General features: G+C 70.7%; 20 protein-coding genes. 11 read left to right on the plus strand and 9 right to left on the minus strand.

The annotated features are described in order from the left end of the window. Position 1: 1 nt before the first annotated feature. Positions 2–2,416, plus strand: coding sequence for an ATP-binding cassette domain-containing protein (locus ELQ90_RS05090; protein ID WP_128494209.1), 2,415 nt, complete (start codon positions 2–4; stop codon positions 2,414–2,416). A 17-nt stretch (positions 2,417–2,433) separates the two neighbouring features. On the opposite strand, the gene ELQ90_RS05095 is transcribed toward ELQ90_RS05090, so the two are convergent. From ELQ90_RS05095 to ELQ90_RS05110, 4 genes are all read right to left on the minus strand, one after another. Beyond that, entirely contained in the window at positions 2,434–2,715 is a 282-nt protein-coding gene (locus ELQ90_RS05095; RefSeq protein WP_128494210.1) for a DUF6510 family protein, read from the minus strand. Between the two features lie 2 nt (positions 2,716–2,717). Continuing rightward, positions 2,718–3,431: a ferredoxin reductase gene (locus tag ELQ90_RS05100; RefSeq protein ID WP_128494211.1), complete on the minus strand. Its 714-nt coding sequence runs from the start codon at positions 3,429–3,431 to the stop codon at positions 2,718–2,720. 64 nt (positions 3,432–3,495) lie between these two features. Then, positions 3,496–4,089 (minus strand): sulfite oxidase-like oxidoreductase, encoded by a 594-nt coding sequence (locus ELQ90_RS05105; protein ID WP_128494212.1) that lies wholly within the window; start codon positions 4,087–4,089, stop codon positions 3,496–3,498. Between the two features lie 98 nt (positions 4,090–4,187). After that, positions 4,188–5,897: a molybdopterin-dependent oxidoreductase gene (locus ELQ90_RS05110; RefSeq protein WP_341810219.1), complete on the minus strand. Its 1,710-nt coding sequence runs from the start codon at positions 5,895–5,897 to the stop codon at positions 4,188–4,190. Between the two features lie 69 nt (positions 5,898–5,966). Here ELQ90_RS05110 and moaA point away from each other — a divergent pair, with 69 nt between their 5' ends. Together moaA and ELQ90_RS05120 are read left to right on the plus strand one after the other, a co-directional pair. After that, positions 5,967–7,034 carry a GTP 3',8-cyclase MoaA gene (gene moaA / locus ELQ90_RS05115; protein ID WP_128494214.1) on the plus strand — a complete coding sequence of 356 codons (1,068 nt, stop codon included), beginning with the start codon at positions 5,967–5,969 and terminating at the stop codon, positions 7,032–7,034. Next, positions 7,027–7,281 carry a MoaD/ThiS family protein gene (locus ELQ90_RS05120; RefSeq protein ID WP_128494215.1) on the plus strand — a complete coding sequence of 85 codons (255 nt, stop codon included), beginning with the start codon at positions 7,027–7,029 and terminating at the stop codon, positions 7,279–7,281. Before moaA ends, ELQ90_RS05120 begins: the two co-directional genes overlap by 8 nt. A 19-nt stretch (positions 7,282–7,300) precedes the next feature. Here the strand turns inward: ELQ90_RS05120 and ELQ90_RS05125 are convergent, their stop codons facing one another. Genes ELQ90_RS05125 through ELQ90_RS05140 form a run of 4 tightly spaced genes read right to left on the minus strand, consistent with a single transcriptional unit; the run spans position 7,301 to position 11,022 of the window. Next, the gene (locus tag ELQ90_RS05125; RefSeq protein WP_128494216.1) at positions 7,301–7,714 is read right to left on the minus strand and encodes a molybdenum cofactor biosynthesis protein MoaE; all 414 of its coding nucleotides are present in this window, start codon (positions 7,712–7,714) and stop codon (positions 7,301–7,303) included. Continuing rightward, a complete protein-coding gene (gene moaCB, locus ELQ90_RS05130; RefSeq protein ID WP_341810220.1) occupies positions 7,707–8,681 on the minus strand; it encodes a bifunctional molybdenum cofactor biosynthesis protein MoaC/MoaB in 975 nt (324 codons plus the stop codon). Before moaCB ends, ELQ90_RS05125 begins: the two co-directional genes overlap by 8 nt. Before the next feature lie 37 nt (positions 8,682–8,718). Beyond that, positions 8,719–9,930, minus strand: a complete 1,212-nt coding sequence (locus ELQ90_RS05135; protein ID WP_128494217.1) for a molybdopterin molybdotransferase MoeA — start codon at positions 9,928–9,930, stop codon at positions 8,719–8,721. Between the two features lie 6 nt (positions 9,931–9,936). Next, entirely contained in the window at positions 9,937–11,022 is a 1,086-nt protein-coding gene (locus tag ELQ90_RS05140) for a ThiF family adenylyltransferase (protein ID WP_243696020.1), read from the minus strand. Between the two features lie 124 nt (positions 11,023–11,146). Here ELQ90_RS05140 and modA point away from each other — a divergent pair, with 124 nt between their 5' ends. The 6 genes from modA (at position 11,147) to ELQ90_RS05170 (ending at position 20,215) form a co-directional block, all read left to right on the plus strand. Then, positions 11,147–11,962, plus strand: a complete 816-nt coding sequence (modA, locus tag ELQ90_RS16910) for a molybdate ABC transporter substrate-binding protein (RefSeq protein ID WP_128494219.1) — start codon at positions 11,147–11,149, stop codon at positions 11,960–11,962. Further along, on the plus strand, positions 11,952–12,782 hold the full coding sequence (locus ELQ90_RS05150; protein ID WP_243696021.1) for an ABC transporter permease: 831 nt from the start codon (positions 11,952–11,954) through the stop codon (positions 12,780–12,782). The genes modA and ELQ90_RS05150 overlap by 11 nt, the downstream gene beginning before the upstream one ends. Further along, the gene (locus ELQ90_RS05155) at positions 12,779–13,531 is read left to right on the plus strand and encodes a sulfate/molybdate ABC transporter ATP-binding protein (protein WP_166408860.1); all 753 of its coding nucleotides are present in this window, start codon (positions 12,779–12,781) and stop codon (positions 13,529–13,531) included. The genes ELQ90_RS05150 and ELQ90_RS05155 overlap by 4 nt, the downstream gene beginning before the upstream one ends. A 73-nt stretch (positions 13,532–13,604) precedes the next feature. Then, positions 13,605–16,784 (plus strand): DEAD/DEAH box helicase, encoded by a 3,180-nt coding sequence (locus ELQ90_RS05160; protein ID WP_243696022.1) that lies wholly within the window; start codon positions 13,605–13,607, stop codon positions 16,782–16,784. Between the two features lie 114 nt (positions 16,785–16,898). Then, positions 16,899–18,302 (plus strand): dihydrolipoyl dehydrogenase, encoded by a 1,404-nt coding sequence (gene lpdA / locus ELQ90_RS05165; protein ID WP_128494222.1) that lies wholly within the window; start codon positions 16,899–16,901, stop codon positions 18,300–18,302. Between the two features lie 107 nt (positions 18,303–18,409). Next, positions 18,410–20,215: a cation:proton antiporter gene (locus tag ELQ90_RS05170; protein ID WP_128494223.1), complete on the plus strand. Its 1,806-nt coding sequence runs from the start codon at positions 18,410–18,412 to the stop codon at positions 20,213–20,215. Positions 20,216–20,309: 94 nt separating this feature from the next. Here ELQ90_RS05170 and ELQ90_RS05175 read toward each other — a convergent pair whose 3' ends face one another. After that, complete coding sequence (locus tag ELQ90_RS05175) at positions 20,310–20,636, minus strand: hypothetical protein (protein WP_128494224.1); 327 nt, start codon at positions 20,634–20,636, stop codon at positions 20,310–20,312. A 276-nt stretch (positions 20,637–20,912) separates the two neighbouring features. On the opposite strand from ELQ90_RS05175, the gene ELQ90_RS05180 reads away from it, so the two are divergent. Together ELQ90_RS05180 and ELQ90_RS05185 are read left to right on the plus strand one after the other, a co-directional pair. Then, complete coding sequence (locus ELQ90_RS05180) at positions 20,913–21,098, plus strand: PspC domain-containing protein (RefSeq protein WP_208020575.1); 186 nt, start codon at positions 20,913–20,915, stop codon at positions 21,096–21,098. Between the two features lie 53 nt (positions 21,099–21,151). Continuing rightward, on the plus strand, positions 21,152–21,667 hold the full coding sequence (locus tag ELQ90_RS05185; RefSeq protein ID WP_243696023.1) for a YflT domain-containing protein: 516 nt from the start codon (positions 21,152–21,154) through the stop codon (positions 21,665–21,667). Positions 21,668–21,949 lie beyond the last annotated feature (282 nt).

Genomic DNA, 21,949 nt, shown 5'->3' on the forward strand with positions numbered 1-21,949 from the left:
CATGTCGACGACGCCCGAAGTCTCCGCTCCCGCCGCTTCCTCTTCCCACCCTTCCGACGGTCCCCGGCACCCGGCCGATCGACACGACCTGATCCGCGTCGTCGGCGCGCGCGAGAACAACCTCAAGAACGTGTCGGTCGACCTGCCGAAGCGGCGGCTGACGGTGTTCACGGGCGTCTCGGGCTCCGGCAAGAGCTCCCTCGTCTTCGCGACGATCGCCGCGGAGTCGCAGCGCATGATCAACGAGACGTACAGCTCGTTCGTGCAGGGCTTCATGCCCAGCCAGTCGCGACCGGATGTCGACGTGCTCGAGGGCCTCACGACGGCGATCCTCGTGGATCAGGAGCGCATGGGCGCGAACGTCCGTTCGACGGTCGGCACCGCGACGGACACGGGTGCCCTGCTCCGCATCCTCTTCAGTCGCCTCGGCGAGCCGTACATCGGTGCGCCGCAGGCGTTCTCCTTCAACGTCGCCTCCATCTCCGGCGCGGGCGCCGTCACGTTCGAGAAGGGCGGCGTCACGACGAAGGAGCGCCGGGACTTCTCCATCACCGGCGGTATGTGTCCGCGCTGCGAAGGGATGGGCAAGGTCAACGACATCGATCTGACCCAGATCTACGACGAGTCGAAGTCGCTCAACGAGGGCGCCATCACGATCCCCGGGTACACCGCTGACGGCTGGGGCGTGAGGATCTACACGGGATCCGGATTCTTCGACCCCGACAAGCCGATCCGCGACTTCACGAAGAAGGAACTGCACGACCTGCTCTACAAGGAGCCCGTGAAGGTGAAGGTCTCCGACATCAACATGACGTACGAGGGCCTCGTCCCCAAGCTGCAGAAGTCGATGCTCTCGAAGGACCGCGAGGCGATGCAGCCGCACATCCGCGCCTTCGTCGACCGTGCCGTCACCTTCACGACGTGCCCGGAGTGCGGCGGCACGCGGCTCAATGAGGGCGCGCGCTCCTCGCGCATCCGCGGCGTCAACATCGCCGAGGCGAGTGCGATGCAGATCAGCGACCTCGCCGAATGGGTCAGGAGCCTCGACGAGCCGTCGGTAGCCCCGCTCCTCACCGCGCTGTCCGACACGCTCGACTCCTTCGTGTCGATCGGTCTCGGCTACCTGTCCCTCGACCGACCGGCGGGCACGCTGTCCGGCGGGGAGGCGCAGCGCACGAAGATGATCCGTCACCTCGGGTCGTCGCTCACCGACGTCACCTACGTCTTCGACGAGCCGACGATCGGGCTGCACCCGCACGACATCCAGCGCATGAACCAGCTCCTGCTGCGCTTGCGCGACAAGGGCAACACCGTCCTCGTCGTCGAGCACAAACCGGAGACGATCGCCATCGCCGACCACGTGGTCGACCTCGGCCCGCGCGCGGGCGTCCACGGCGGCGAGATCTGCTTCGAGGGCACGGTGGAGTTGCTGCGAGCGAGCGACACCCTCACGGGGCGTCACCTCGACGACCGGGCGGCCCTCAAGGAGACGGTCCGCACCCCGACGGGTGCGCTCGAGGTGCGCGGCGCCTCGGCGAACAACCTGAAGGATGTGGCCGTCGACGTCCCGCTCGGCGTGCTGACGGTCGTCACGGGTGTCGCCGGCTCCGGCAAGAGCTCGCTCGTGCACGGCTCGATCGCGGGGCGTGATGGCGTCGTCTCGATCGACCAGGGCGCCATCAAGGGGTCCCGGCGCAGCAACCCCGCGACCTACACGGGGCTGCTCGAGCCCATCCGGAAGGCATTCGCCAAGGCCAACGGCGTCAAGCCTGCTCTCTTCAGCGCCAACTCGGAGGGCGCGTGCCCGAACTGCAACGGCAACGGCGTCGTCTACGCCGACCTCGGGGTCATGGCGAGCGTGGCCTCGACGTGCGAGGTGTGCGAGGGCAAGCGCTTCCAGGCGTCAGTGCTCGAGTACACGCTCGGCGGCAAGGACATCAGCGAGGTGCTCGCGATGTCGGTCACGGAGGCCGAGGCGTTCTTCGGCGCCGGCGATGCCCGCACCCCGGCAGCGCACGCCGTCCTCGACCGGCTCGCGGACGTCGGCCTGGGATACGTGAGCCTCGGGCAGCCACTCACGACGCTCTCGGGCGGGGAGCGCCAGCGGCTCAAGCTCGCGACGCACATGGGGGAGAAGGGCCGCGTCTACATCCTCGACGAGCCGACGACGGGACTGCACCTCGCCGACGTCGAGAACCTGCTCGCCCTGCTCGACCGGCTCGTCGACTCCGGCACCTCCGTCATCGTCATCGAACACCACCAGGCCGTCATGGCGCACGCCGACTGGATCATCGACGTGGGACCGGGGGCCGGGCACGACGGCGGGTCGATCGTCTTCGAGGGCACGCCCGCCGACCTCGTCGCAGACCGCTCGACCCTCACGGGCGAGCACCTCGCCGCCTACGTCGGCGTCTGAGCAGCGACGAGCGCCGATCAGGCGGGCGGGGTGTCGCGATCGACGCTCAGCGTCGCGATGCCGGGGAAGCGGACGACGAGACGGTCGGGCGTCTCGACGAGTGTGATGAGCACGTCGTCGCACGACCGGCACCGGACGATGGAGCCGTGCGCGAGCGCATCGGTCCCGTAGACCATCTCGGTCGCGAGAGTCGTGGTGTCGCCGCATCCCCCGCAGCAGCACACCGCCGTCGTCATGTCGGTCCGGAAGACCTCCGAGAAGGGGCCGGCGAGGGCGTTTCCGTCCACATGACTCGACATGGTCAGCCTCCGAAACGTTCGGTCTTGACGGACTGCGGTTGGTGCCCCAGGTCGACGAGGGACCGGGCGACCGCCTCCACGAAACCCGTCGGTCCGCACACGAACACCCCGGGAGAGTCCGAGGCCGGGATCGTCACGGCCTCGATGACCTCGCGCGTGACCCTCCCGGGCGGAGTGGGCCAGTCGGCGGGCGTCGACCGCGTGTAGACGTAGTCGACGTGGAAGGTCTCCGATTCGAGCGCGGCGAGATCGTCGGCGAAGAACCGGTCCTCGGGCGTGCGGACCGAGTAGAGGAGCCGGAACGGCGTGGTGCTGCCCGCCATCGCGTGCGCCCGAGCCATGGCGATGAGCGGCACGATCCCGGAACCGCCGGCGATGAGCTGGATCGGACGGGTGTCCTCCGGTGTCCAGACGAACCACCGGCCGAGCGGGCCCTTGACCTCGAGCTGGTCGCCCGGGAGGACCTCGTCGACGAGATACGGCGAGACCTCGCCCGTGGGAAAGCGATCGACCGCGAGCTGCACGCTGGTCGCGTCGCCGACGCTCGCGATCGAGTACGACCGCACCGCCTGGTAGCCGTCGGGAGCCGTGAGCCGCAGGTCGAGATGCTGTCCGGCGAGGTTGCCGGGCCAGCCGTCGACGGAGATCGTGATGCTGCGTCCCGTCGGTGTCTCCGTGCGCGTGTCCGTGACCGTCCCGACCTTCCAGTCCGTCACCGTCCGCTCACCCGGCGAGCGTTCGGAGCGGTCCGCGGCTCGTCCGTGGCGAATCGTGCCGCGCTCACCAGTACCGCTGCTCCTGCCAGGGGTCGCCGTACGTGTGGTAGCCGTTCTGCTCCCAGAAACCGGGCTCGTCGTCCTTCATCATGACGAGACCGCGCACCCACTTCGCACTCTTCCAGAAGTACAGGTGCGGGACGAGGAGTCGGGCCGGGCCGCCGTGCTCGGGGTCGAGGTCCTCGCCGTCGAACTCGTAGGCGATCCAGGCTTTGCCGTCGAGCAGGTCCTCGAGCGGGAGGTTCGTCGTGTATCCGCCGTACGAGTGGGCCATGACGTAGTCGTAACTCGACTCGACCTCCTCGAAGAGCGTGTCGAGGGAGACGCCGCGCCACGACGTCCCGAGCTTCGACCAGCGGGTGACGCAGTGGATGTCCGTCGACACGAGCTCCGACGGGAGCGCCCGGAACTCGTCCCAGTTCCACGCGTGCTGGGCGCCTGTCTCGGTGCGGATGGAGAACGACCACTCGGCGGTGTCGATTCGGGGCGTCGGACCCGCCGACAGGACGGGGAAGTCCTCGGTGAGGAACTGTCCGGGCGGGAGGTCCGGAGAGCTCTCCCGGGTGCGGCCCCCGAATCCGCGACTGAACACGGCCATGTCGTTCCTCCACTCGTCGCCGACGCACGCTCGTCCCGCTCATCGTACTGAGCCGACGGGTCCGGCGATACAGCGGATCGCGGTCGTGACCGCTGTCGTCAGGCGACCGTGACCTCGATCGTGTGCCACCCCTCGGCGCCGTCGGGGACGACGGGCACCTCGCGCTCGCCCTGTGTCGTGCCGCCGTTGTCCGTCGCACGCACCTGGATCAGGTGATCGCCCGTCGTCGCGTCCCACGGGTACACCCATTGCACCCAGGTGTCGGCGGAGATCGCCATCGCGAGTTGTGCCGCCGCCCACGCCCCGCCGTCGACCCGCACCTCGACGCGATCGATTCCCGTGTGCTGCGCCCACGCGACCCCGGCGACGGCCACGCGGCCAGCGGAGACGCGCGCTCGATTCGTCGGCACGTCGATGCGGGACTGCGTCTTCACGGGTCCCTCCGCCGACCACCCCCGGTCCGTCCAGTAGGCCCTCGCCTCCGAGAAGCGCGTCACCTCGAGGGACGTCACCCACTTCGTCGCGGAGACGTAGCCGTAGAGTCCCGGGACGACGAGTCGCGCGGGGAATCCGTGCTCGAGCGGGAGCGGCTCGCCGTTCATGCCGACGGCGATGAGGCTGTCGCGGTCCTCCTCCTGCAGGACGGCGAGCGGCGTGCCGGCTGTGAAGCCGTCGATGCTCCGCGAGAGCACCATGTCGGCGCCCTCGCGCGGTCGGGCTCGAGCGAGGAGCTCCCGGAGGGGATAGCCGAGCCAGACGGCGTTGCCGATGAGGTCACCGCCGACCTCGTTCGAGACGCACGCGAGAGTGACGACGCTCTCCTGCATCGGCAGGTCGAGCAGTTCGTCGAACGTGAGCTCGAACTCCTCCTCGACCTCGCCGAAGACGCGTAGCGTCCACTCGGCGGGATCGATGCTCGGGACCTGGAGCGCCGTGTCGATGCGGTAGAACCCGGCGTTGGGCGTCACGACGGGGGAGAGGCCGTCGATGCCGAGCTCCGCTCCAGCGGGGACGGGCGCCGCCGCCGTCGCCGCCGTGGGGAGCCGCAGGGTGCGCCGTGCAGCGCCTGCCGCTGCCGACGCGGCGTTGGCGACGCGGGAGCCGACGCCGACGAGGAGGGCACCGACGGCGGTGGCCGCCGTGAAGACGAGGAAGCGGCGTCGGTCGACGGCCGTCTCCGCGAGCGACGGGTCCGGACGCGAGGAGGCGGTCGCGGCCGACCCGCCGGACGACCCCACCGGGGCGGTCGGATCGTTCCCGGGGAGCGGAGGCAGGGCGGGCGCGACGCGCGGCCGGGGGTCCGCGCCGATCCACGCGCGCAACCGCTCCGAACCGACGCGGAGGACGAATACGCCGACGACGACACCGACGACGGTCGGAGCGGCCCAAGTGCCTGTCGCCCCCGAGCGGGTCGTCGCGGCGATGACCGCGACGACCCCGACCACAGTGAGGACGACGGTGCCCCACGGGGTCCTGCGCCACTCGAGGACACCCGCCACGACGGCGAGGACCGCCACCACGACGCCGAGACAGAGGAGGAGGACGATCTTGTCATTCGTTCCGAAGAGCGCGATCACGAGGTCCTTGACCCATGAGGGCACGAGGTCGATCACGAGCGAGCCGACGGCGAGGAGGGGACTCGACGCCGGGTCGATCATCAGGGCGACGAGTTCCGCGACGGCGAGTGTCACGAGGGCGGCGAGGGTTCCGACGGCACCGGCGAGCACCGAAGGCGGCGGGGTCGAGACGGCCGCAGGGATGCGGCCTTCCGACGGCGTGGCGGGGCGCTCCGGGCGGCGAGTCGACATGGGCGTCATGCTAGTCACCGGGACTGTGATGCGGCACCATGCCGGCGCCACGGGAACTAGGGTGAAGCCATGACGAGTATCGCGCTCGGGCTCCCCGGCATCCGGCGTGCTCCCGACGTGCGTCCCGACACGACCGGCCGCCCCGACGCGGACGGCCTCGTCGATCGGTTCGGACGGGTCGCCCGCGACCTACGCGTGTCGATCACCGAGAAGTGCTCCTTGCGTTGCACCTACTGCATGCCCGAGCAGGGCCTGCCGGCGATCGCGCGCAAGGATCTGCTCACGCCCGACGAGATCGCCCGTCTCGTCGCGATCGCGGCTCGCGACCTCGGCGTGCACGACGTCCGCTTCACCGGCGGGGAACCGCTCATGCGTGCCGACCTCGCCGAGATCCTCGCGAAGAGCTCCGCCGTGGCGAGAGGCGCCTCGATCTCGCTCACGACGAACGGGATCGGTCTCGACAAGCGGATCGACGAACTCATGGCCGCTGGTCTCACGCGTGTCAACATCTCGCTCGACACCGTCGATCGCGACCACTTCGCGCGGCTCACACGACGCGACCGTCTGCCGGCGGTCTTCGCCGGGATCGAGGCGGCGAAGCGCGCGGGTCTCACGCCCGTCAAGATCAACGCCGTGCTCATGCGCGACACCCTCGCGGGATCGGCGGATCTGCTCGCGTGGGCGCTCGAGAATCGCGTCCGGTTGCGCTTCATCGAGCAGATGCCTCTCGACGCCGACGAGGCGTGGGCGCGCGACAACATGGTCGACGCCGCCGAGCTGCTCGGGGTACTCGGTTCGCGCTTCACGCTCACGAGCCCGCATCGCGAGGACCCGTCGGCCCCCGCCGAGGAGTGGCTCGTCGACGGCGGCCCCGCGACCGTCGGAATCATCGCCTCGGTGACGCGCGCGTTCTGCGAGACGTGCGACCGCACCCGCCTCACCGCGGAGGGCACGGTGCGTTCGTGCCTCTTCGGCGACGACGAGACGGACCTGCGCGGCCTCCTCCGCGGCGGAGCGGACGACGCGGAGATCGCCGATCGCTGGCGCGCCGCGATGTGGGGGAAGCAGGCCGGACACGGCATGGCGTCGGCGGATTTCGTCCGTCCCGCGCGCAGCATGGGAGCCATCGGTGGCTGAGGCCGGGAGCAGCGTGGTCGTGCGGTACTTCGCCGCGGCCTCCGAGGCGGCCGGACTCGAGGAGGAGCGCATCGAGGGGACGGCGACGGTGGGCGAACTCCGCGCTGTCCTCGTCGAGCGCTACGGCGAGGCGATGGCGCGAGTGCTCGCGTCCGGTTCGTTCCTCGTCGACGGCGTCGTGAGCCGCGACGACTCCCGAGCGCTCGGCGCGCGGGTCGACGTGCTCCCGCCGTTCGCCGGCGGCTGAGATCTCCGACCGGGCGAGGCTAGAGCCCGACCCACTCCGTCGCGCCGTCGGCGAGGTGCTGGCGTTTCCAGATCGGCACGGTCTTCTTGATGAGGTCGACGAGGCGCTCGCACGCGTCGAAGGCCTCGTGCCGGTGGGCCGCTGCTGCCGCGGCGACGAGAGCGGTGTCGCCGACCTCGAGGGAACCGACGCGGTGCACGGCGATGACGCGGACACCCGTCTCCCGCGTGATCGTCTCGCAGCACTCCGCGAGGAAACGCGCGGCCTCCGGGTGCGCCTGGTAGTCGAGGGCCGAGACGGACTCGCCGTGATCATGGTCGCGGACGATGCCGCGGAAGGTCACGAGCGCGCCGTCGTGATCGGTCAGGACAGCGTTCTCGACGGCCGCGACGTCGATGTCGACGGAGCTGATGAGCTCGAGTGCATCACTCATGAGCACCGCCGCCCGCGATCTGGGCCACGAGGTGATCGAGCAGGCCGTCGAGCACAGTGAGGCCGTCGGCGACGCCCCCGCGCGAGCCGGGCAGGTTGACGACGACGGTGCCGCCCGACGTCCCTGCGAGGCCGCGACTGAGCGCGGCCGTGGGCGTCTTCGCCGCTCCAGCGGCGCGGATGGCCTCGGCTACGCCGGGCAGCTCGCGGTCGAGCACCCGCCGAGTCGCCTCCGGCGTGCGGTCGCTCGGCGACATCCCGGTGCCTCCCGTCGTGATGACGACCGCTGGAGACGTCGCGACGAGGGCTTCGAGAGCCGCCGCGACGTCCGCATCCGCGACGACCTCGACGCCGTCGACGCTGTAGCCGCGCTCGCTCAGCCACGCAGCGATGGCGGGACCGGTCGTGTCCTCGCGCGTTCCGGCCGCTCCAGCGGTCGAGGCGACGAGGACGGCGGCCGTCCCCGCTCGCAGGGGGCCGGGCGTCCAGTGACCGCGCTTTCCGCCGCTCTTCGCGATGAGACGGAGGTCGTCGAGGATCGCCTCGGGGTCGACGGCCTTGACCATGTCGTGGAGGGTGAGCCCGGCGATCGCGACGGCGGTGAGCGCCTCCATCTCGACGCCGGTCCGGCCGGTCGTCGTGACCGTCGCCGTCACGACGATCGACGACTCCTCGAACTCGAAGTCGACGGAGACGGACGAGAGAGCGAGGGGGTGGCACAGGGGGATGAGCTCGCTCGTCCGCTTCGCGCCCTGGATGCCGGCGATGCGGGCGGTCGCGAGCACGTCGGCCTTCGGCAGGTCGTCGGAGCGCACGAGGGCGACGACGTCGGGGCGGGTGAGGAAACGCGCGGCGGCCGTCGCCGACCGGTCCGTCACGTCCTTGCCGCCGACGTCGACCATGCGGGCGCGGCCGTCCGCGTCGAGGTGGGTGAGCGGGGAACGCGGAGCGTCGGTCATGTCCTTCATGCTGTCACGCTCGCGGCGTCGTGACTCGACGGCGCGGTCACAGCTCCCACGTCTCCACTTGGTCGCCCGCCTGCAGCTCGAGCACGGTCTCGGGGACGACCACGAGGACGTCCGCCGCGGCGAGCCCCGCGACGAGGTGCGAACCGGGGCCGGACACGAGTCCGACGGCGGCGCCGTCGCTGCGGCCGCGGAGGAACTGCCGCTTCCCCGGGACGGAACGCACGTCCTCGCGAAGGGTCCGCGTCGACACGACGCGCTCAGGGCGGCCGGCCGCTCGGCGCAGGAGCGGAGCGACGAACACCTCGAACGACACCTGCGTGCTCACGGGATTGCCGGGAAAGCACACGACAGGGACGCCGTCGACCGTCGCGACGGCCTGCGGCCCGCCGGGCTGCATCGCGACCGAACCGATGTCCGCCCCGAGGGGCTCGAGCGTCTCGCGCACGACCTCGTAGTCGCCCATCGAGATGCCGCCGGACGTGACGACGAGGTCGGCGGACGCCGTCGCCGCGGCGAGGGCGCGACGGAAATCGTCGTGATCGTCTGCCACGCTCTCTCGAACGACGACCTCGGCGCCCACTGCGTGGACGGCGGCGACGAGGGCCGGCCCGTTCGAGTCGAACACCTGCCCCGGTCCAGGGTCGGAACCGGGGGCGACGAGTTCGGCGCCCGTCGTGACGACGGCGACGCGGACGCGAGCCCGCACGGTCACGGTCGCGAGGCCGGCGGCGGCGAGGACCGCGAGGTGGCGGGAGGCGAGCAGGGTACCGGCGGGGAGGAGTTCGTCCCCCTCCCGCACGTCGCTGCCGCGGTCGCGGACGTACTCGCCGGCCAGGCGAGAGCGCTCGACGACCACGCCGGCGGGCGCGGAAGGATCCGTGTCCGCGGGATGCGTGTCCTCGACCGGGACGACGGCGTCGGCGCCCTCGGGGACCACGGCGCCCGTCATGATCCGGACGGCCGTGCCGGGGCGGAGGGCGGCCGGCTCTCCGGCGCGGGCCGCCACCTCGCCGACGACGGGCAACGACACGGGTGCGTCGGCGACCTCGGCGGCCCGGACGGCGAACCCGTCCATCTGCGAGTTGCGGAAGAGCGGCAGATCGACGGGCGACGCGACCGGTGCCGTCGTCACGCGGCCGAGGGCGTCGTCGAGCACGACGATCTCCTCGCGGGGCTCGAGAGTTCCGGCCAGTAGCTCCGCGATGCTGGCGGCGTGCTCCTCGACGGAGCGGCGGTGGAAGGAAGCCATGGCGGTTCAGTACCTCACGATCGACGGGTCGACGAGCCGGGACCACGCGTCGATGCCTCCGTCGAGGTGCACGGCGTCGATCCCGTTCTCCTCGAGGTGTTCGCGCGCCGAGGCCGATCGGATTCCCCGATGGCAGTAGACGACGGCGGGTCTCGAGGTGTCGATCTCGTCGAGTCGGGACGGCAGCTCCCCGAGCGGGAGGAGGACGGCACCCGGGAGACTGGCGATCGCCGCTTCCCAGGGCTCGCGGACATCCACGAGCGTCACATCGTCGAGACGGGAGGCGAGGTCCTCGGCCGAGATCGTCGTCGCGGCGTCGGCCGGGGCGATGCCGCAGAAGGCGTCGTAGTCGATGAGCTCCGTCACCGGTCGGGCATCCGGGTCGGCCCCATACGCGAGTTCGCGGAAGCCTCCCGAGAGCCCGTCGAAGACCGTCACGCGACCGACGAGCGGATCGCCGACACCCGTGATGATCTTGATCACCTCCGTGGCCATGAGCGAGCCGATGACGCCGACCGTCGTGGGCAGCACGCCGCCGACGGCGCACGACAGGACCGAGCCCGGCGGCGGCGGCGTGGGGAAGAGGTCGCGGTACTGCGGCCCGCGCGACGCCCAGCTGACGCCGACCTGCCCGCCGTATTGCGACACCGCGCCCCACACCGACGGGAGGTCGGCGAGGGTCGTCGCATCGTTGACGAGGTAGCGCGTGGGGAAGTTGTCACTGCCGTCGACGACGAGGTCGTAGCCGGAGAGGATCTCCTCGATGTTGGCGGCGGTGAGGCGCTCGGGATGGCGCACGACCGTCGCGTCGGGAGCGAGCTCCCTGACCCGGTCGGCGGCGGAATCGACCTTGCGACGCCCCACATCGTCCGTGCCGTGCACGAGCTGACGGTGGAGGTTGCTCGTCTCGACGACGTCGTCGTCCACGATCCCGATCGTGCCGACACCCGCTCCGGCGATGGTCGGGATGACGGTGCTGCCGAGGCCACCGGCCCCGACCACGAGGACACGACTCGCGGTGAGCCTGTCTTGTGCGGCGTCGCCGAATCCGGGGAGCACGATCTGGCGGGCGAACCGGGCGGAATCGGGCATGTCGCGATTATCGCACCCGGACGCGGACGTCGGCCGGGCGGCGGACGCCCGATCCACCGGGGCCGTCGCCTCGAACGCTCGGTAGGATCGGCTCGCGACGGACGTGTGTCCGCGGAAGGACATCATGACGGCACTCGGCGGGGTATGGTCGGCGGCTCGACGCCTCGCCGTCGGGTCGGCCCTCGTCCTCCCGCTCGTGGGCTGCGCCGGTGGCGTCGACACGGTGCCGGGATCGTCGTCTGCCGGGACCGCGGCCGAGGAGGAACTCACGGGCCAGGTGACGGTCTTCGCGGCGGCCTCCCTCTCCGATGTCTTCGGCACGTTCGAGACGCGCTTCGAGGAGCTGCACCCGCGCGTCGACGTTCTCGTGAGTTTCGCGGGCAGCTCGTCGCTCGCCGAGCAGATCCGGCAGGGCGCTCCCGCCGACGTCTTCGCGTCGGCGGACCTCGCGACGATGGCGTCGGTCGAGGACGACGGCGCCGTGTCGGGATCGACGGCGTTCACCTCGAACTCGCTCGAGCTCGTGGTGCCCGTGGGGAACCCGGCGGGTGTCACGGGGCTCGCGGACCTCGCGCGGTCGGACCTCGCCATCGCCCTCTGCGCCGAGGAGGTGCCGTGCGGCGCAGCGACGGTGACGCTGCTCGACGCGGTCGACGTCGAGGCGGCTCCCGACACGCTCGAGCAGGACGTCACGTCCGTGCTCACGAAGGTGCGACTGGGGGAGGCGGACGCCGGACTCGTCTACCGCACGGATGTCCTCGCCGCGGGTGACGCGGTGGAGGGCATCGCCGTCGACGGGGCGGACGACGTCGTCAACGTCTACCCGATCGCGGTGCTCGCCGACGCGCCCAATCCCGACGCCGCGGACGCCTTCGTCGACTTCGTGCTCTCGGACGAGGCGCGCGGCATCCTGGACGGGGCCGGTTTCGGTGCCCCGTAGCGCGGGGAGGCGGAGTGATCGGTCCACACCTCGACTGTCCCCGCTCGTCTGGATCGCGGCGGGCGTCGCTCTCGCCCTGCTCGTCCTCCCGCTCGCGGCCCTCGCGGTCCGCGCACCGTGGGCGCAACTGCCCGAACTGCTCGGACGGTCGGAGGTCGTGAGCGCGCTCACGCTCTCGCTCGGGACCGCGCTGCTCTCGACTCTCATCGCCCTCGCGCTCGGCGTCCCGCTCGCTCTCGTCCTCGCGCGGTCGGCGGCATGGCCAGTCGTGCCGCGGAGGGTGCTCCGCGCCCTCGTGACCGTCCCGCTCGTGCTCCCTCCCGTGGTGGGCGGCGTCGCCCTTCTCCTGTTGCTCGGTCGTCGTGGTCTTCTCGGAGGACCGCTCGAGGACGCCTGGGGCGTCACGATCCCGTTCACGACGACAGCGGTCGTGATCGCGCAGGTCTTCGTCGCGATGCCGTTCCTCGTACTCGCCGTCGAAGGCGCGATCCGGGCATCGGATCGGCGGTTCGAGCAGGTCGCAGCGACCCTCGGCGCGTCGCGGGCCACCGTGTTCCGGCGTGTCACCCTGCCGCTCGTCGCTCCCGGGGTGAGTGCCGGCGCCGTACTGTGCTTCACTCGGGCGCTCGGCGAGTTCGGCGCCACGGTCACGTTCGCGGGGAGCTTCCCCGGTGTCACGCAGACCCTCCCGATCGCGACGTATCTGGAACTGCAGCGGGACCCGCAAGCGGCCATCGCTCTGTCGCTCGTCCTCATGGTGGTGTCCGTCGTCGTCCTCGTCGCGCTGCGCGACCGCTGGGTGCCGGGGACGACGGCGTGAGCGCGACGAGCGGCGAGCGCCGCGGAGCCGGGGATCTCGACGTGCACGTCTCGCTCCGCCGCGGGTCGTTCGCGCTCGATGCGGCGTTCCTCGCGCTGGCCGGGCGCACGCTCGCGATCGCGGGACCGAACGGCGCGGGCAAGACGACCGTCCTCGAGTGCATCGCGGGAGTGACCGTCGCGGACACCGTCGGCGTCCGCGTCGGCGAGCGGGTGCTCGACGACGTCGGAACGCACGTGCCGCCGGAGGCGCGGCGGGTCGGGATGGTCTTCCAGGAGTACCTGCTGTTCCCGCATCTCACGGTGCTCGACAACGTCGCGTTCGGCCCGCGCTCGACCGGAGCCGGTCGGCTGGAGGCACGGGAGCGGGCGGCGGAGTGGCTGCACCGGTTCGGCCTGTCGGGCCTGTCCGACAGGCGGCCTCACCGGCTCTCGGGGGGCCAGCGGCAACGCGTCGCCCTCGCACGCGCGCTCGTGACGGAGCCCGACGTGCTGCTCCTCGACGAACCCCTCGCGGCGCTCGACGTCGAGGTGCGTGACGACGTCCGCCTCGAACTCGCCGACCACCTCGCGGACTTCGGCGGCGCGACCATCGTGGTGACGCACGACGCCGCCGACATCCGGACCCTCGCCGACGACCTCGTCATCCTCGAGCGCGGAGCCGTCACGCACGATGGCCCGGTCGCGGCCGTCTTCGACGGGCCGACGACGGCGTACGCGCGACGACTCGTCGGGCGAGCAGGCGCCTGAGCCGATCCTCCCGCGCTCGTCGCGCCGCATCCCGCGGAACCTCGATGTCGCCGCCGGGTGGCAGGATCGAGCCATGACCCCTGCGCGCCCGACCACGGAGGAGCGCGGCGGTCTCAGCGACGAGACGGCGGGAGCCTCCTGGCGCGACGCGCTCGCGGCCTACGGGCCGAGGGAGGGTGGACGCGAGGGCGGCTCCGATGATCCGCCCTCGAGCTCCCGTCCTGGCGCGGCCGGTCGGCGTCCGTACACGCGGCTCGCGCTCCAGTTCGAACTGCGCGAGCTCATCCCGCGCAACGCGCACCGCTGGAACGGTCCGACGACCCGCTCGGCGGGAGCCCCGGTCAAGCGCGGTGACCCTCCCGGAACGGGGGAGTACCGGCTCGCCGTGCGTCCCACCGCCGAGACCTCGCGCGGGTGGGCGCGCGGCCAGATGACATGGACCAACCTCCCGCATCTGCTCAACCGCATGAACCTCGATCCGGACCAGCACCGGTGGTTCTCCGAGTTCGGCGCCCTCCACCGCGCCGTCGGGGCGCTCACCCTCGACCCCGACGCGAGCATGGTCTTCCTCGACGAGTTCGCGAACCCCGTCCTGTGGGCGATGCTCGATCAGACGACGCAGCTCGGGATCGCCCTCGTGGGCACCGGGTCGGGGTCGAGCGTCACGATCGGCGACTCGGCTCGGCTCGCGCTCGACGCGACGCTCACGACGGCGGGGCTGCGGCTCGCGCCTCGGCTCACGATCGACGCCACCGAGATCGACCTCGCGCACGCGCGGCCGATCGGGACCCATGGCGTCTCCGTCGTCGACGCGGTCAACCCGCGGAACGTCCTCATCGCGCCGACCGATCGGCCGCTCGGCGCGGATGAACTCGCGATACTCCGCGGCTCGGGACCGCTCGCCGCCGGTCTCGTCGTGCCATCCGGCGACATCGAGGACTTCGTCTCCGGGTACGTCCCGGCTCTGCGCGAACGCGTCGACGTCGCGAGCCACGACGCCTCCGTCGCGTTGCCCGCCGCCGCTCCCGCGACCCTCGTGCTGCTCGTGCGGTTCGGCGCACGTCACGAGACGGAGCTCTCGTGGCGATGGCGTCGCTCCCGTGGCGGCGGACCGGTTCCGGCCCTCGACGAGGTCCTTCCGGACGGACTGCTGCCGGAGTCCTGGCTCCCGGCCGTCGAGACCCGATCGCCCGACGTGTCGGTCATGCCTCCGACCGGGGGAGACGCGGAGCCGCCCCTTCCGCGCGACATCCTGCTCGACGGTACGGAGTCCGCCGAGTTCGCGACCGAGCTGCTGCCGCGCCTCCGATCGCTGCCCCTCGTGCGCGTGGAGACGGTCGGGACTCAGCCCGCCTACACGCGGCTCACGGGCGAGCCGGAGCTCGTCGTGTCGACGATCCCGAGCGACAAGCGCGACTGGTTCGACCTCGGCGTGAGCGTCACGGTCGACGGCCGGACGATCCCATTCCTCCCGCTCTTCACCGCACTCGCCAAGGGGCGCAAGCGGCTGCTCCTCGTCGACGGCACGTACTTGTCGCTGTCGCATCCCGCGTTCGCGCGGCTCGCCGAGCTCATCGAGGAGGCGAAGGACCTCGCGGAGTGGGAGACGACGCCCTCGATCAGTCGTCGGCACGTGAGTCTCTGGGCGGACTTCGAGGACCTCGCGGACGAGTCGGTGCCGGCCGCCGAATGGCGAGCGCTCGTCGAGGAGGCGCGCGGCGATCGACCCGTGCCGGTCCCGATCCCGCGGGGAATCGCCGCCGAGTTGCGCTCGTACCAGCACGAGGGATTCTCGTGGCTCGCCTTCCTCTGGCGGCATCGGCTCGGTGGCATCCTCGCCGACGACATGGGGCTCGGGAAGACGCTGCAGTGCCTCGCCCTCGTGCAGCACGTCGTCGAGGAGGCTGAGGCGGAGGCGGGGTCGTCCGCCTCCGACGCGGAAAGTGCACCGGGGTTCCGCCCGTTCCTCGTGGTCGCTCCCACCTCGGTCACGCCGGGCTGGGTCGCCGAGGCCGCTCGATTCGCTCCCGGGCTCGACGTCCGGCGTGCGACCACGACCGAGGCCGCCGGAGGTCCCCGCATCGCGGAGCTGGCCGCTGGCGCGCACATCGTCGTGACGAGCTACGCGCTGCTCCGCCTCGACGCCGAGGCGTATCGCTCGACCGTCGGTTGGTCCGGCGTCATCCTCGACGAGGCGCAATTCGTGAAGAACCAGGCATCGCTCATTCATGAAGCCGTACGCGATCTCGAGGCCGAGGTCGTCATCGCCGTCACGGGAACCCCCATCGAGAACTCGCTCACGGAACTGCACGCCCTGCTGTCCCTCACATCGCCGGGTCTGTTCCCATCCGCTCGCCGATTCACCCAGGAGTACGTGCGCGTCATCGAGAACCCCGTCGGCGGCATCACATCGGGCGTCGGTGCCGGATCGGCGCCCGCGGTGACGGAATCACTGCGCGAGGAGCGATTGCAGCGGCTGCGCCGGCGGATCTCGCCGTTCCTCCTCCGCCGGACGAAGGAGATCGTGGCGCCCGAACTCCCCGAGAAGATCGAGCAGACGATCTCGATCGATCTCGCACCAGAGCATCGGGAGATCTACGACCTCTACCTCCAGCGGGAGCGGCAGAAGCTGTTCGGCCTCATCGAGGATCTCGACCGGAACCGGTTCATCGTGTTCCGTTCGATCACGCTCCTGCGGATGCTGGCGCTCGACGCGTCGCTCGTGAGTCCCGACTTCGCGGACGTCCCGTCGAGCAAGCTCGACGGACTCGTCGATCACGTGCGGGAGGTCATCTCGGAGGGGCACCGTGCCCTCGTCTTCAGCCAGTTCACGAGCTACCTCGACCGTGTGAGGGCGCGGCTCGCGGCGGAGGGCGTCGAGACGGTGACCCTCGAGGGCTCGACGCGGGATCGCGCGAGCGTCGTCGAGGAGTTCCGGTCCGGTCGGGCACCGGTGTTCCTCATCAGCCTCAAGGCGGGGGGTTTCGGTCTCACCCTCACGGAGGCCGACTACGTCTTCCTGCTCGACCCGTGGTGGAATCCCGCGAGCGAGGAGCAGGCCATCGACCGTACCCACCGCATCGGTCAGGACAAGAACGTCGTCGTCTACCGCCTCATCGCGACGGACACGATCGAGGACAAGGTCATGGCGCTCAAGGAGCGCAAGGCGATCCTCGTCGACAGGGTGCTCGACGACGGCGACGCCTTCGGCTCGGCGATAGACGCCGACGACATCCGGGAGCTGTTGTCCTAACGATCCTCCGCCGGCCGTTCTCTCGTGGCGTGCTCCGCCTTCGAGCGGGTGGGCGCCGACGGTCCTCGGCGCGAATAGAGTTGACGGTGACAGTTTCAGCGGGAGGCACTCACTATGACCGATCAGCATTTCGACGTCGTCGTCCTCGGAGCGGGACCCGGCGGGTACGTCGCCGCGATCCGCGCGGCCCAGCTCGGGAAGTCCGTGGCGATCGTCGAGGAGAAGTACTGGGGAGGGGTCTGCCTCAACGTCGGGTGCATCCCGTCGAAGGCGCTCCTGCGCAACGCGGAGCTCGCCCACATCTTCACCCACCAGGCCAAGACCTTCGGCATGAGCGGTGACGTCTCCTTCGACTACGGCGTGGCGTTCGACCGCAGCCGCACCGTCGCCGACGGCCGCGTCAAGGGCGTTCACTTCCTCATGCGCAAGAACAAGATCACCGAGTTCGACGGTCGGGGCACGTTCGTCGACGACCACTCGCTGTCGGTCGCCCTCTCGAACGGCGAGACGACGTCCGTCTCGTTCGACAACGTCATCATCGCGACCGGCTCGGTCGTGCGCCTGCTCCCGGGCGTCCAGTTGAGCGACAACGTCGTGACGTACGAGTCGCAGATCCTCGAGCGCGAGCTGCCCTCGTCGATCGTGATCGTCGGTGCCGGCGCGATCGGCATGGAGTTCGCCTACGTCATGCGCAACTACGGGGTCGAGGTCACGATCGTCGAGTTCCTCGACCGCGCCCTCCCCAACGAGGACGTCGACGTCTCCAAGGAGATCACGAAGCAGTACAAGGGCTACGGCATCCCGATCATGACCTCGACCAAGGTCGAGAAGGTGACGGACGAGGGCTCGCAGGTCACGGTCACCTACACGGCCAAGGACGGCTCCACGGGCACGCTCACCGCGGACAAGGTCCTCATGTCCGTGGGCTTCGCTCCCCGCGTGGAGGGCTACGGCCTCGAGAAGACGGGCGTGAAGCTCACGGAGCGCGGCGCGATCGCGATCGACGGCCGCATGCGCACGAACGTCCCGCACATCTACGCCATCGGCGACGTCACGGCGAAGCTGCAGCTCGCGCACGTCGCGGAGGCTCAGGGCGTCGTCGCGGCGGAGACCATCGCCGACGCGGAGACGCAGGAGCTCGGCGACTACCGGATGATGCCGCGCGCGACCTTCTGCCAGCCGCAGGTCGCGAGCTTCGGCCTCACCGAGCAGCAGGCGCGCGACGAGGGGCACGACGTCAAGGTCACGTCGTTCCCGTTCATGGCGAACGGCAAGGCGCACGGTCTCGGCGAGCCGACGGGCTTCGTCAAGCTCGTCGCCGACGCCGAGTACGGTGAGCTCCTCGGAGCGCACATGATCGGCCCCGACGTCTCCGAGCTGCTCCCCGAGCTCACGCTCGCGCAGAAATGGGACCTCACCGCGACCGAGCTCGCTCGCAACGTGCACACGCACCCCACGCTGAGCGAGGCGCTGCAGGAGGGCTTCCACGGCCTCACGGGTCATATGATCAACTTCTGATCGGCCGTGCTCCCGTCGACGGGAGCATGTGACTGAACGGGCGGCCGGTCCTCGATCGGCCGCCCGTCCGCGTCTGCGCCCCCTGACCGCCCGTCCCGGAAGGACCCATGGAGATCCTCATCGTCGGGGTGGCCGCGCTCCTCGTCATCGCCGCGGCGACGGCGCTCGGCCCGAAGCTCCGGATCGCGTCGCCGCTCATCCTCGTCGTGCTCGGGATCGCCGTGAGCTTCACGCCGATCCTGCCGGACTTCGAGGTCGACCCGGAGTGGATCCTCGCGGGCATCCTGCCGCCGCTGCTCTACTCGGCGGCGGTGTCGATGCCCGCGATGAACTTCCGGCGCGAGCTCAACGCGATCGGGGGTCTCTCGATCGTCCTCGTCGTGATCTCGGCCGTCGTGCTCGGGTTCTTCTTCTCGTGGGCGATCCCGGGACTCGGTCTGTGGTGGGGGATCGCGCTCGGGGCGATCGTGAGCCCCACGGACGCGGTCGCCACGTCGATCGTCAAGAGACTCGGCGTCGGTGGTCGGGTCGTCTCCGTGCTCGAGGGGGAGAGCCTGCTCAATGACGCGACGGCTCTCGTCCTGCTCCGCTCGGCGGTCGCGGCGACGGCCGCGGCCCTGTCGTTCTGGGAGGTTGTCGGGCAGTTCGCCTACGCCGTCGCGGTCGCCGTGGTCATCGGCTTCGTCGTGGGACACGCGAACCTGTGGGTGCGTCAGCGGGTCACCGATCCCACCGTCAACACGGCCATCTCCTTCGCCGTCCCGTTCCTCGCCTCGATCCCGGCCGAGGAGTTCGGCGCGTCCGGTCTCGTCGCGGCGGTGGTCGCGGGGCTCATCACGGGCCACGGCGGTGCGCGGCGCCTGCCCCCGCAACACCGCGCCTCCGATGCGCAGAACTGGCGCACGGTCGAACTCGTGCTCGAGGGTGCGATCTTCCTCATCATGGGGCTCGAGCTGTCCGCCCTCATGGAGGACGTCGAGCGCGCGCACGAGGGCGTCCACAACGCCGTCTTCGTCGCCCTCGGGGCGCTCCTGCTCACGCTCCTCGTCCGAGCGGCGGTGATCGCGCCGCTGCTCGGCTACTTGCGTCGCCGGCGGTTGCGCAGGGAGCGGATCAAGCCGCGCATCGAGGCGTTCAACGAACGCATCGGCGAATCGGGCGAACCGGTCGACTGGCCTTTCCATCAGGACGCGGTACCGGACCGCGTGCATCGGACGCGGATCCGGATGCGGCGGCTGCTCGCCGATTTCGACTACTACCTCACGGCACCACTCGGCTGGCGTGAGGGTGGCGTGCTCGTGTGGGCGGGAATGCGCGGCGCGATCACCCTCGCGGCGGCCCAGACCCTGCCGGCGGACACTCCGAACCGCTCACTGCTCGTGCTGGTGGCCTTCATCGTCGCGGCGGCGTCGCTCCTCGTTCAGGGCGGGACTCTCGGCTTCGTCGTGAAGCGGCTGCGGCCCGCTGGGCCCGATCCGGAATCGCAACGCGCCGAACGCGCTCAACTCCTCGCGATGCTCGCGGACGTGGCGCATCGCGTACGCGAGGAGAACGGCGTACCCGCCGTTCGTCGTCCCGAGGCCGACATCGGTGCGGGGGAGCGGTCGCTGTCGGAGTACGGCGCCGTCGACGATCGCGCTGTGGATGATCGCGCCCGGGATGACGACGGCGCCTTGTCTCCGGAGGTCGAGGAGACGGATGCCCTCGCCGGCGGGGCCGCGGAACGCGAGCGCGTCGAGCGACACGCCCGCGTCCGCGCCGTCGCCCTCGCCGTCGTGACGGCTCAGCGCGAGGCCCTCCTCGATGCCCGCGATGACGGTACGTTCGATGCCGAGACCCTCGACACCGCTCTTGCGACTCTCGACGCCGCGCAGATCAGCATCGAGCTCCAAGGGGCGCCACCGGAACTGTGATGGGCGGGAGGCGGGTGCTCACCGCCCGGCGTTCTCTGTTCGGCCGCTGCTGCTCGGCGTTCACTGCTCCTCGGCGTTCACTGCTCCTCGACGTTCACTGCTCCTCGACGAAGCCGTCCTCGATGGATTCCTCGTCGGTGAACCCGTCGTCGACGAGCGCGTCGTCGGCGAGCCCGTCGTCGGCCAGGTCGACGGGGCGGTCCTCGTCGGGGACGACGATCGTGTCCCCGCGGTCCGTCTGGATCGTCGCGGGCGAATCCTCGTCGATGATGGCCTCCTCGTCGACGTCCGACGGGGGGACGGCATCACTGCGCCACTCCTCGAGGTGAGCGGGATGCGCGTCGGGGTCGATGGTGTCGCCCGGTCCGGGCAGATCGGCGGGCGTGGCTTCACGGTCAGGTCGATCGGATCGGTCGGTCATGCGCTCGTCCTCCTTCGTCGGCTCGGCTCCACCTCTCCAGCCTGACCCCGCGGCGGCGTGTGCGCAACCGGATGGCGCGACGACGTCGACCCGATGATCCAGAGGGCCAACCGGTCAGGTGGGCTGTCGGCGCCACGTGACCGCAGTACCCCAGGTCGGCGCGCAGTGGTCGTGCTCGTCGGTTCCGGCGGCGAGGAGTGCGAGGTCAGGTGTTCGAGTGCGGATACGGGGGTCCACCCCCTGGAAGGCGGAGGTAGGGTCTGTCAGGCTGTGGCCATGAATCTCGTCCGTCCCCGCCGCGGTCGCGGCCGCGTCATCGCCGGTGTCTGCGCCGCCATCGCCAATCGCTACCAGTGGAACCCGACAACGGTTCGCGTCCTCACCCTGCTGAGCTTCATCCTGCCGGGGACGCAGCTCATCATCTACGTCGTCCTCTGGATCCTCATCCCTCAAGAGGTCTGACCGACTGCGCGCCACCATCCGCCGACAGCACCGCTCATCGAAGGAGTCGCATCATGTCCAACGCAGATCCGTCCGGCACCCCCGGCGCCCCCGTATTCGGCGGCACGACGGGACAGCCCCTCGACCCCGCCTGGAAGAGGACCGTGGCGAGCTTCACCGCGTACCTCGACGCCCAGGCGGCGGTCGACTTCCTCTCCGATCAGGAGTTCCCGGTCGAGCGGGTGTCGATCGTCGGCTTCGACGTCCGAACCGTCGAGGACGTCTCCGGTCGACTCACGAAGGGCACGGCCGCCCTCCGGGGCCTCGCCGGTGGAGCCTGGTTCGGCCTCCTCGCCGGACTCCTCTTCAGCCTCTTCGTCCCCGGTGTCGTCTGGATCGGGATCATCCTCACCGCGCTGGCCCTCGGCGCGCTGTGGGGCGCCCTCTTCGGTTTCCTCGGTCACGTCGCCACGGGCGGACGTCGCGACTTCACGTCCGTGCAGAGCCTGCAGGCCGGCCGCTACGAACTGCAGGTCGAGGCCGAGTACGCGACGCGGGCGGAGCAGATCCTCGCACGCCGGTCGAGCTGAGCACGCAACCCCTCCTCGTCGTCGGTGGTGCGGAGTAGCGTCACCACCATGAGCAACGAGAACACGGTCCCCGAGAACAACAATCCCGTCGACGCCACCACCGACGCGGCCGACCCGGGCAACACGAATCCCGGGAACGACACCGAGGCCACGGCGACGCCGGATCCGGGCAACACCAACCCGGGCAACGACACGCAGCCCCACAACGAGCCCGACCCCGGCAACACCAACCCGGGCAACGACAGCGGCTCGGCCGGCGCACCCGACGCCACGACCCACGGA

This window comes from Labedella phragmitis (assembly GCF_004078635.1).
GTDB classification, from domain to species: domain Bacteria; phylum Actinomycetota; class Actinomycetes; order Actinomycetales; family Microbacteriaceae; genus Labedella; species Labedella phragmitis.

What these genes read in the sequence shown, in the direction of transcription:
- ELQ90_RS05090 (WP_128494209.1), top strand. Translation starts at nt 2, where the DNA reads ATGTCGACGACGCCCGAAGTCTCCGCTCCCGCCGCTTCCTCTTCCCAC.
- ELQ90_RS05095 (WP_128494210.1), bottom strand. Translation starts at nt 2,715, where the DNA reads ATGTCGAGTCATGTGGACGGAAACGCCCTCGCCGGCCCCTTCTCGGAG.
- ELQ90_RS05105 (WP_128494212.1), bottom strand. Translation starts at nt 4,089, where the DNA reads ATGGCCGTGTTCAGTCGCGGATTCGGGGGCCGCACCCGGGAGAGCTCT.
- ELQ90_RS05110 (WP_341810219.1), bottom strand. Translation starts at nt 5,897, where the DNA reads ATGTCGACTCGCCGCCCGGAGCGCCCCGCCACGCCGTCGGAAGGCCGC.
- moaA (WP_128494214.1), top strand. Translation starts at nt 5,967, where the DNA reads ATGACGAGTATCGCGCTCGGGCTCCCCGGCATCCGGCGTGCTCCCGAC.
- ELQ90_RS05125 (WP_128494216.1), bottom strand. Translation starts at nt 7,714, where the DNA reads ATGAGTGATGCACTCGAGCTCATCAGCTCCGTCGACATCGACGTCGCG.
- moaCB (WP_341810220.1), bottom strand. Translation starts at nt 8,681, where the DNA reads ATGAAGGACATGACCGACGCTCCGCGTTCCCCGCTCACCCACCTCGAC.
- ELQ90_RS05135 (WP_128494217.1), bottom strand. Translation starts at nt 9,930, where the DNA reads ATGGCTTCCTTCCACCGCCGCTCCGTCGAGGAGCACGCCGCCAGCATC.
- ELQ90_RS05140 (WP_243696020.1), bottom strand. Translation starts at nt 11,022, where the DNA reads ATGCCCGATTCCGCCCGGTTCGCCCGCCAGATCGTGCTCCCCGGATTC.
- modA (WP_128494219.1), top strand. Translation starts at nt 11,147, where the DNA reads ATGACGGCACTCGGCGGGGTATGGTCGGCGGCTCGACGCCTCGCCGTC.
- ELQ90_RS05160 (WP_243696022.1), top strand. Translation starts at nt 13,605, where the DNA reads ATGACCCCTGCGCGCCCGACCACGGAGGAGCGCGGCGGTCTCAGCGAC.
- lpdA (WP_128494222.1), top strand. Translation starts at nt 16,899, where the DNA reads ATGACCGATCAGCATTTCGACGTCGTCGTCCTCGGAGCGGGACCCGGC.
- ELQ90_RS05170 (WP_128494223.1), top strand. Translation starts at nt 18,410, where the DNA reads ATGGAGATCCTCATCGTCGGGGTGGCCGCGCTCCTCGTCATCGCCGCG.
- ELQ90_RS05175 (WP_128494224.1), bottom strand. Translation starts at nt 20,636, where the DNA reads ATGACCGACCGATCCGATCGACCTGACCGTGAAGCCACGCCCGCCGAT.
- ELQ90_RS05180 (WP_208020575.1), top strand. Translation starts at nt 20,913, where the DNA reads ATGAATCTCGTCCGTCCCCGCCGCGGTCGCGGCCGCGTCATCGCCGGT.
- ELQ90_RS05185 (WP_243696023.1), top strand. Translation starts at nt 21,152, where the DNA reads ATGTCCAACGCAGATCCGTCCGGCACCCCCGGCGCCCCCGTATTCGGC.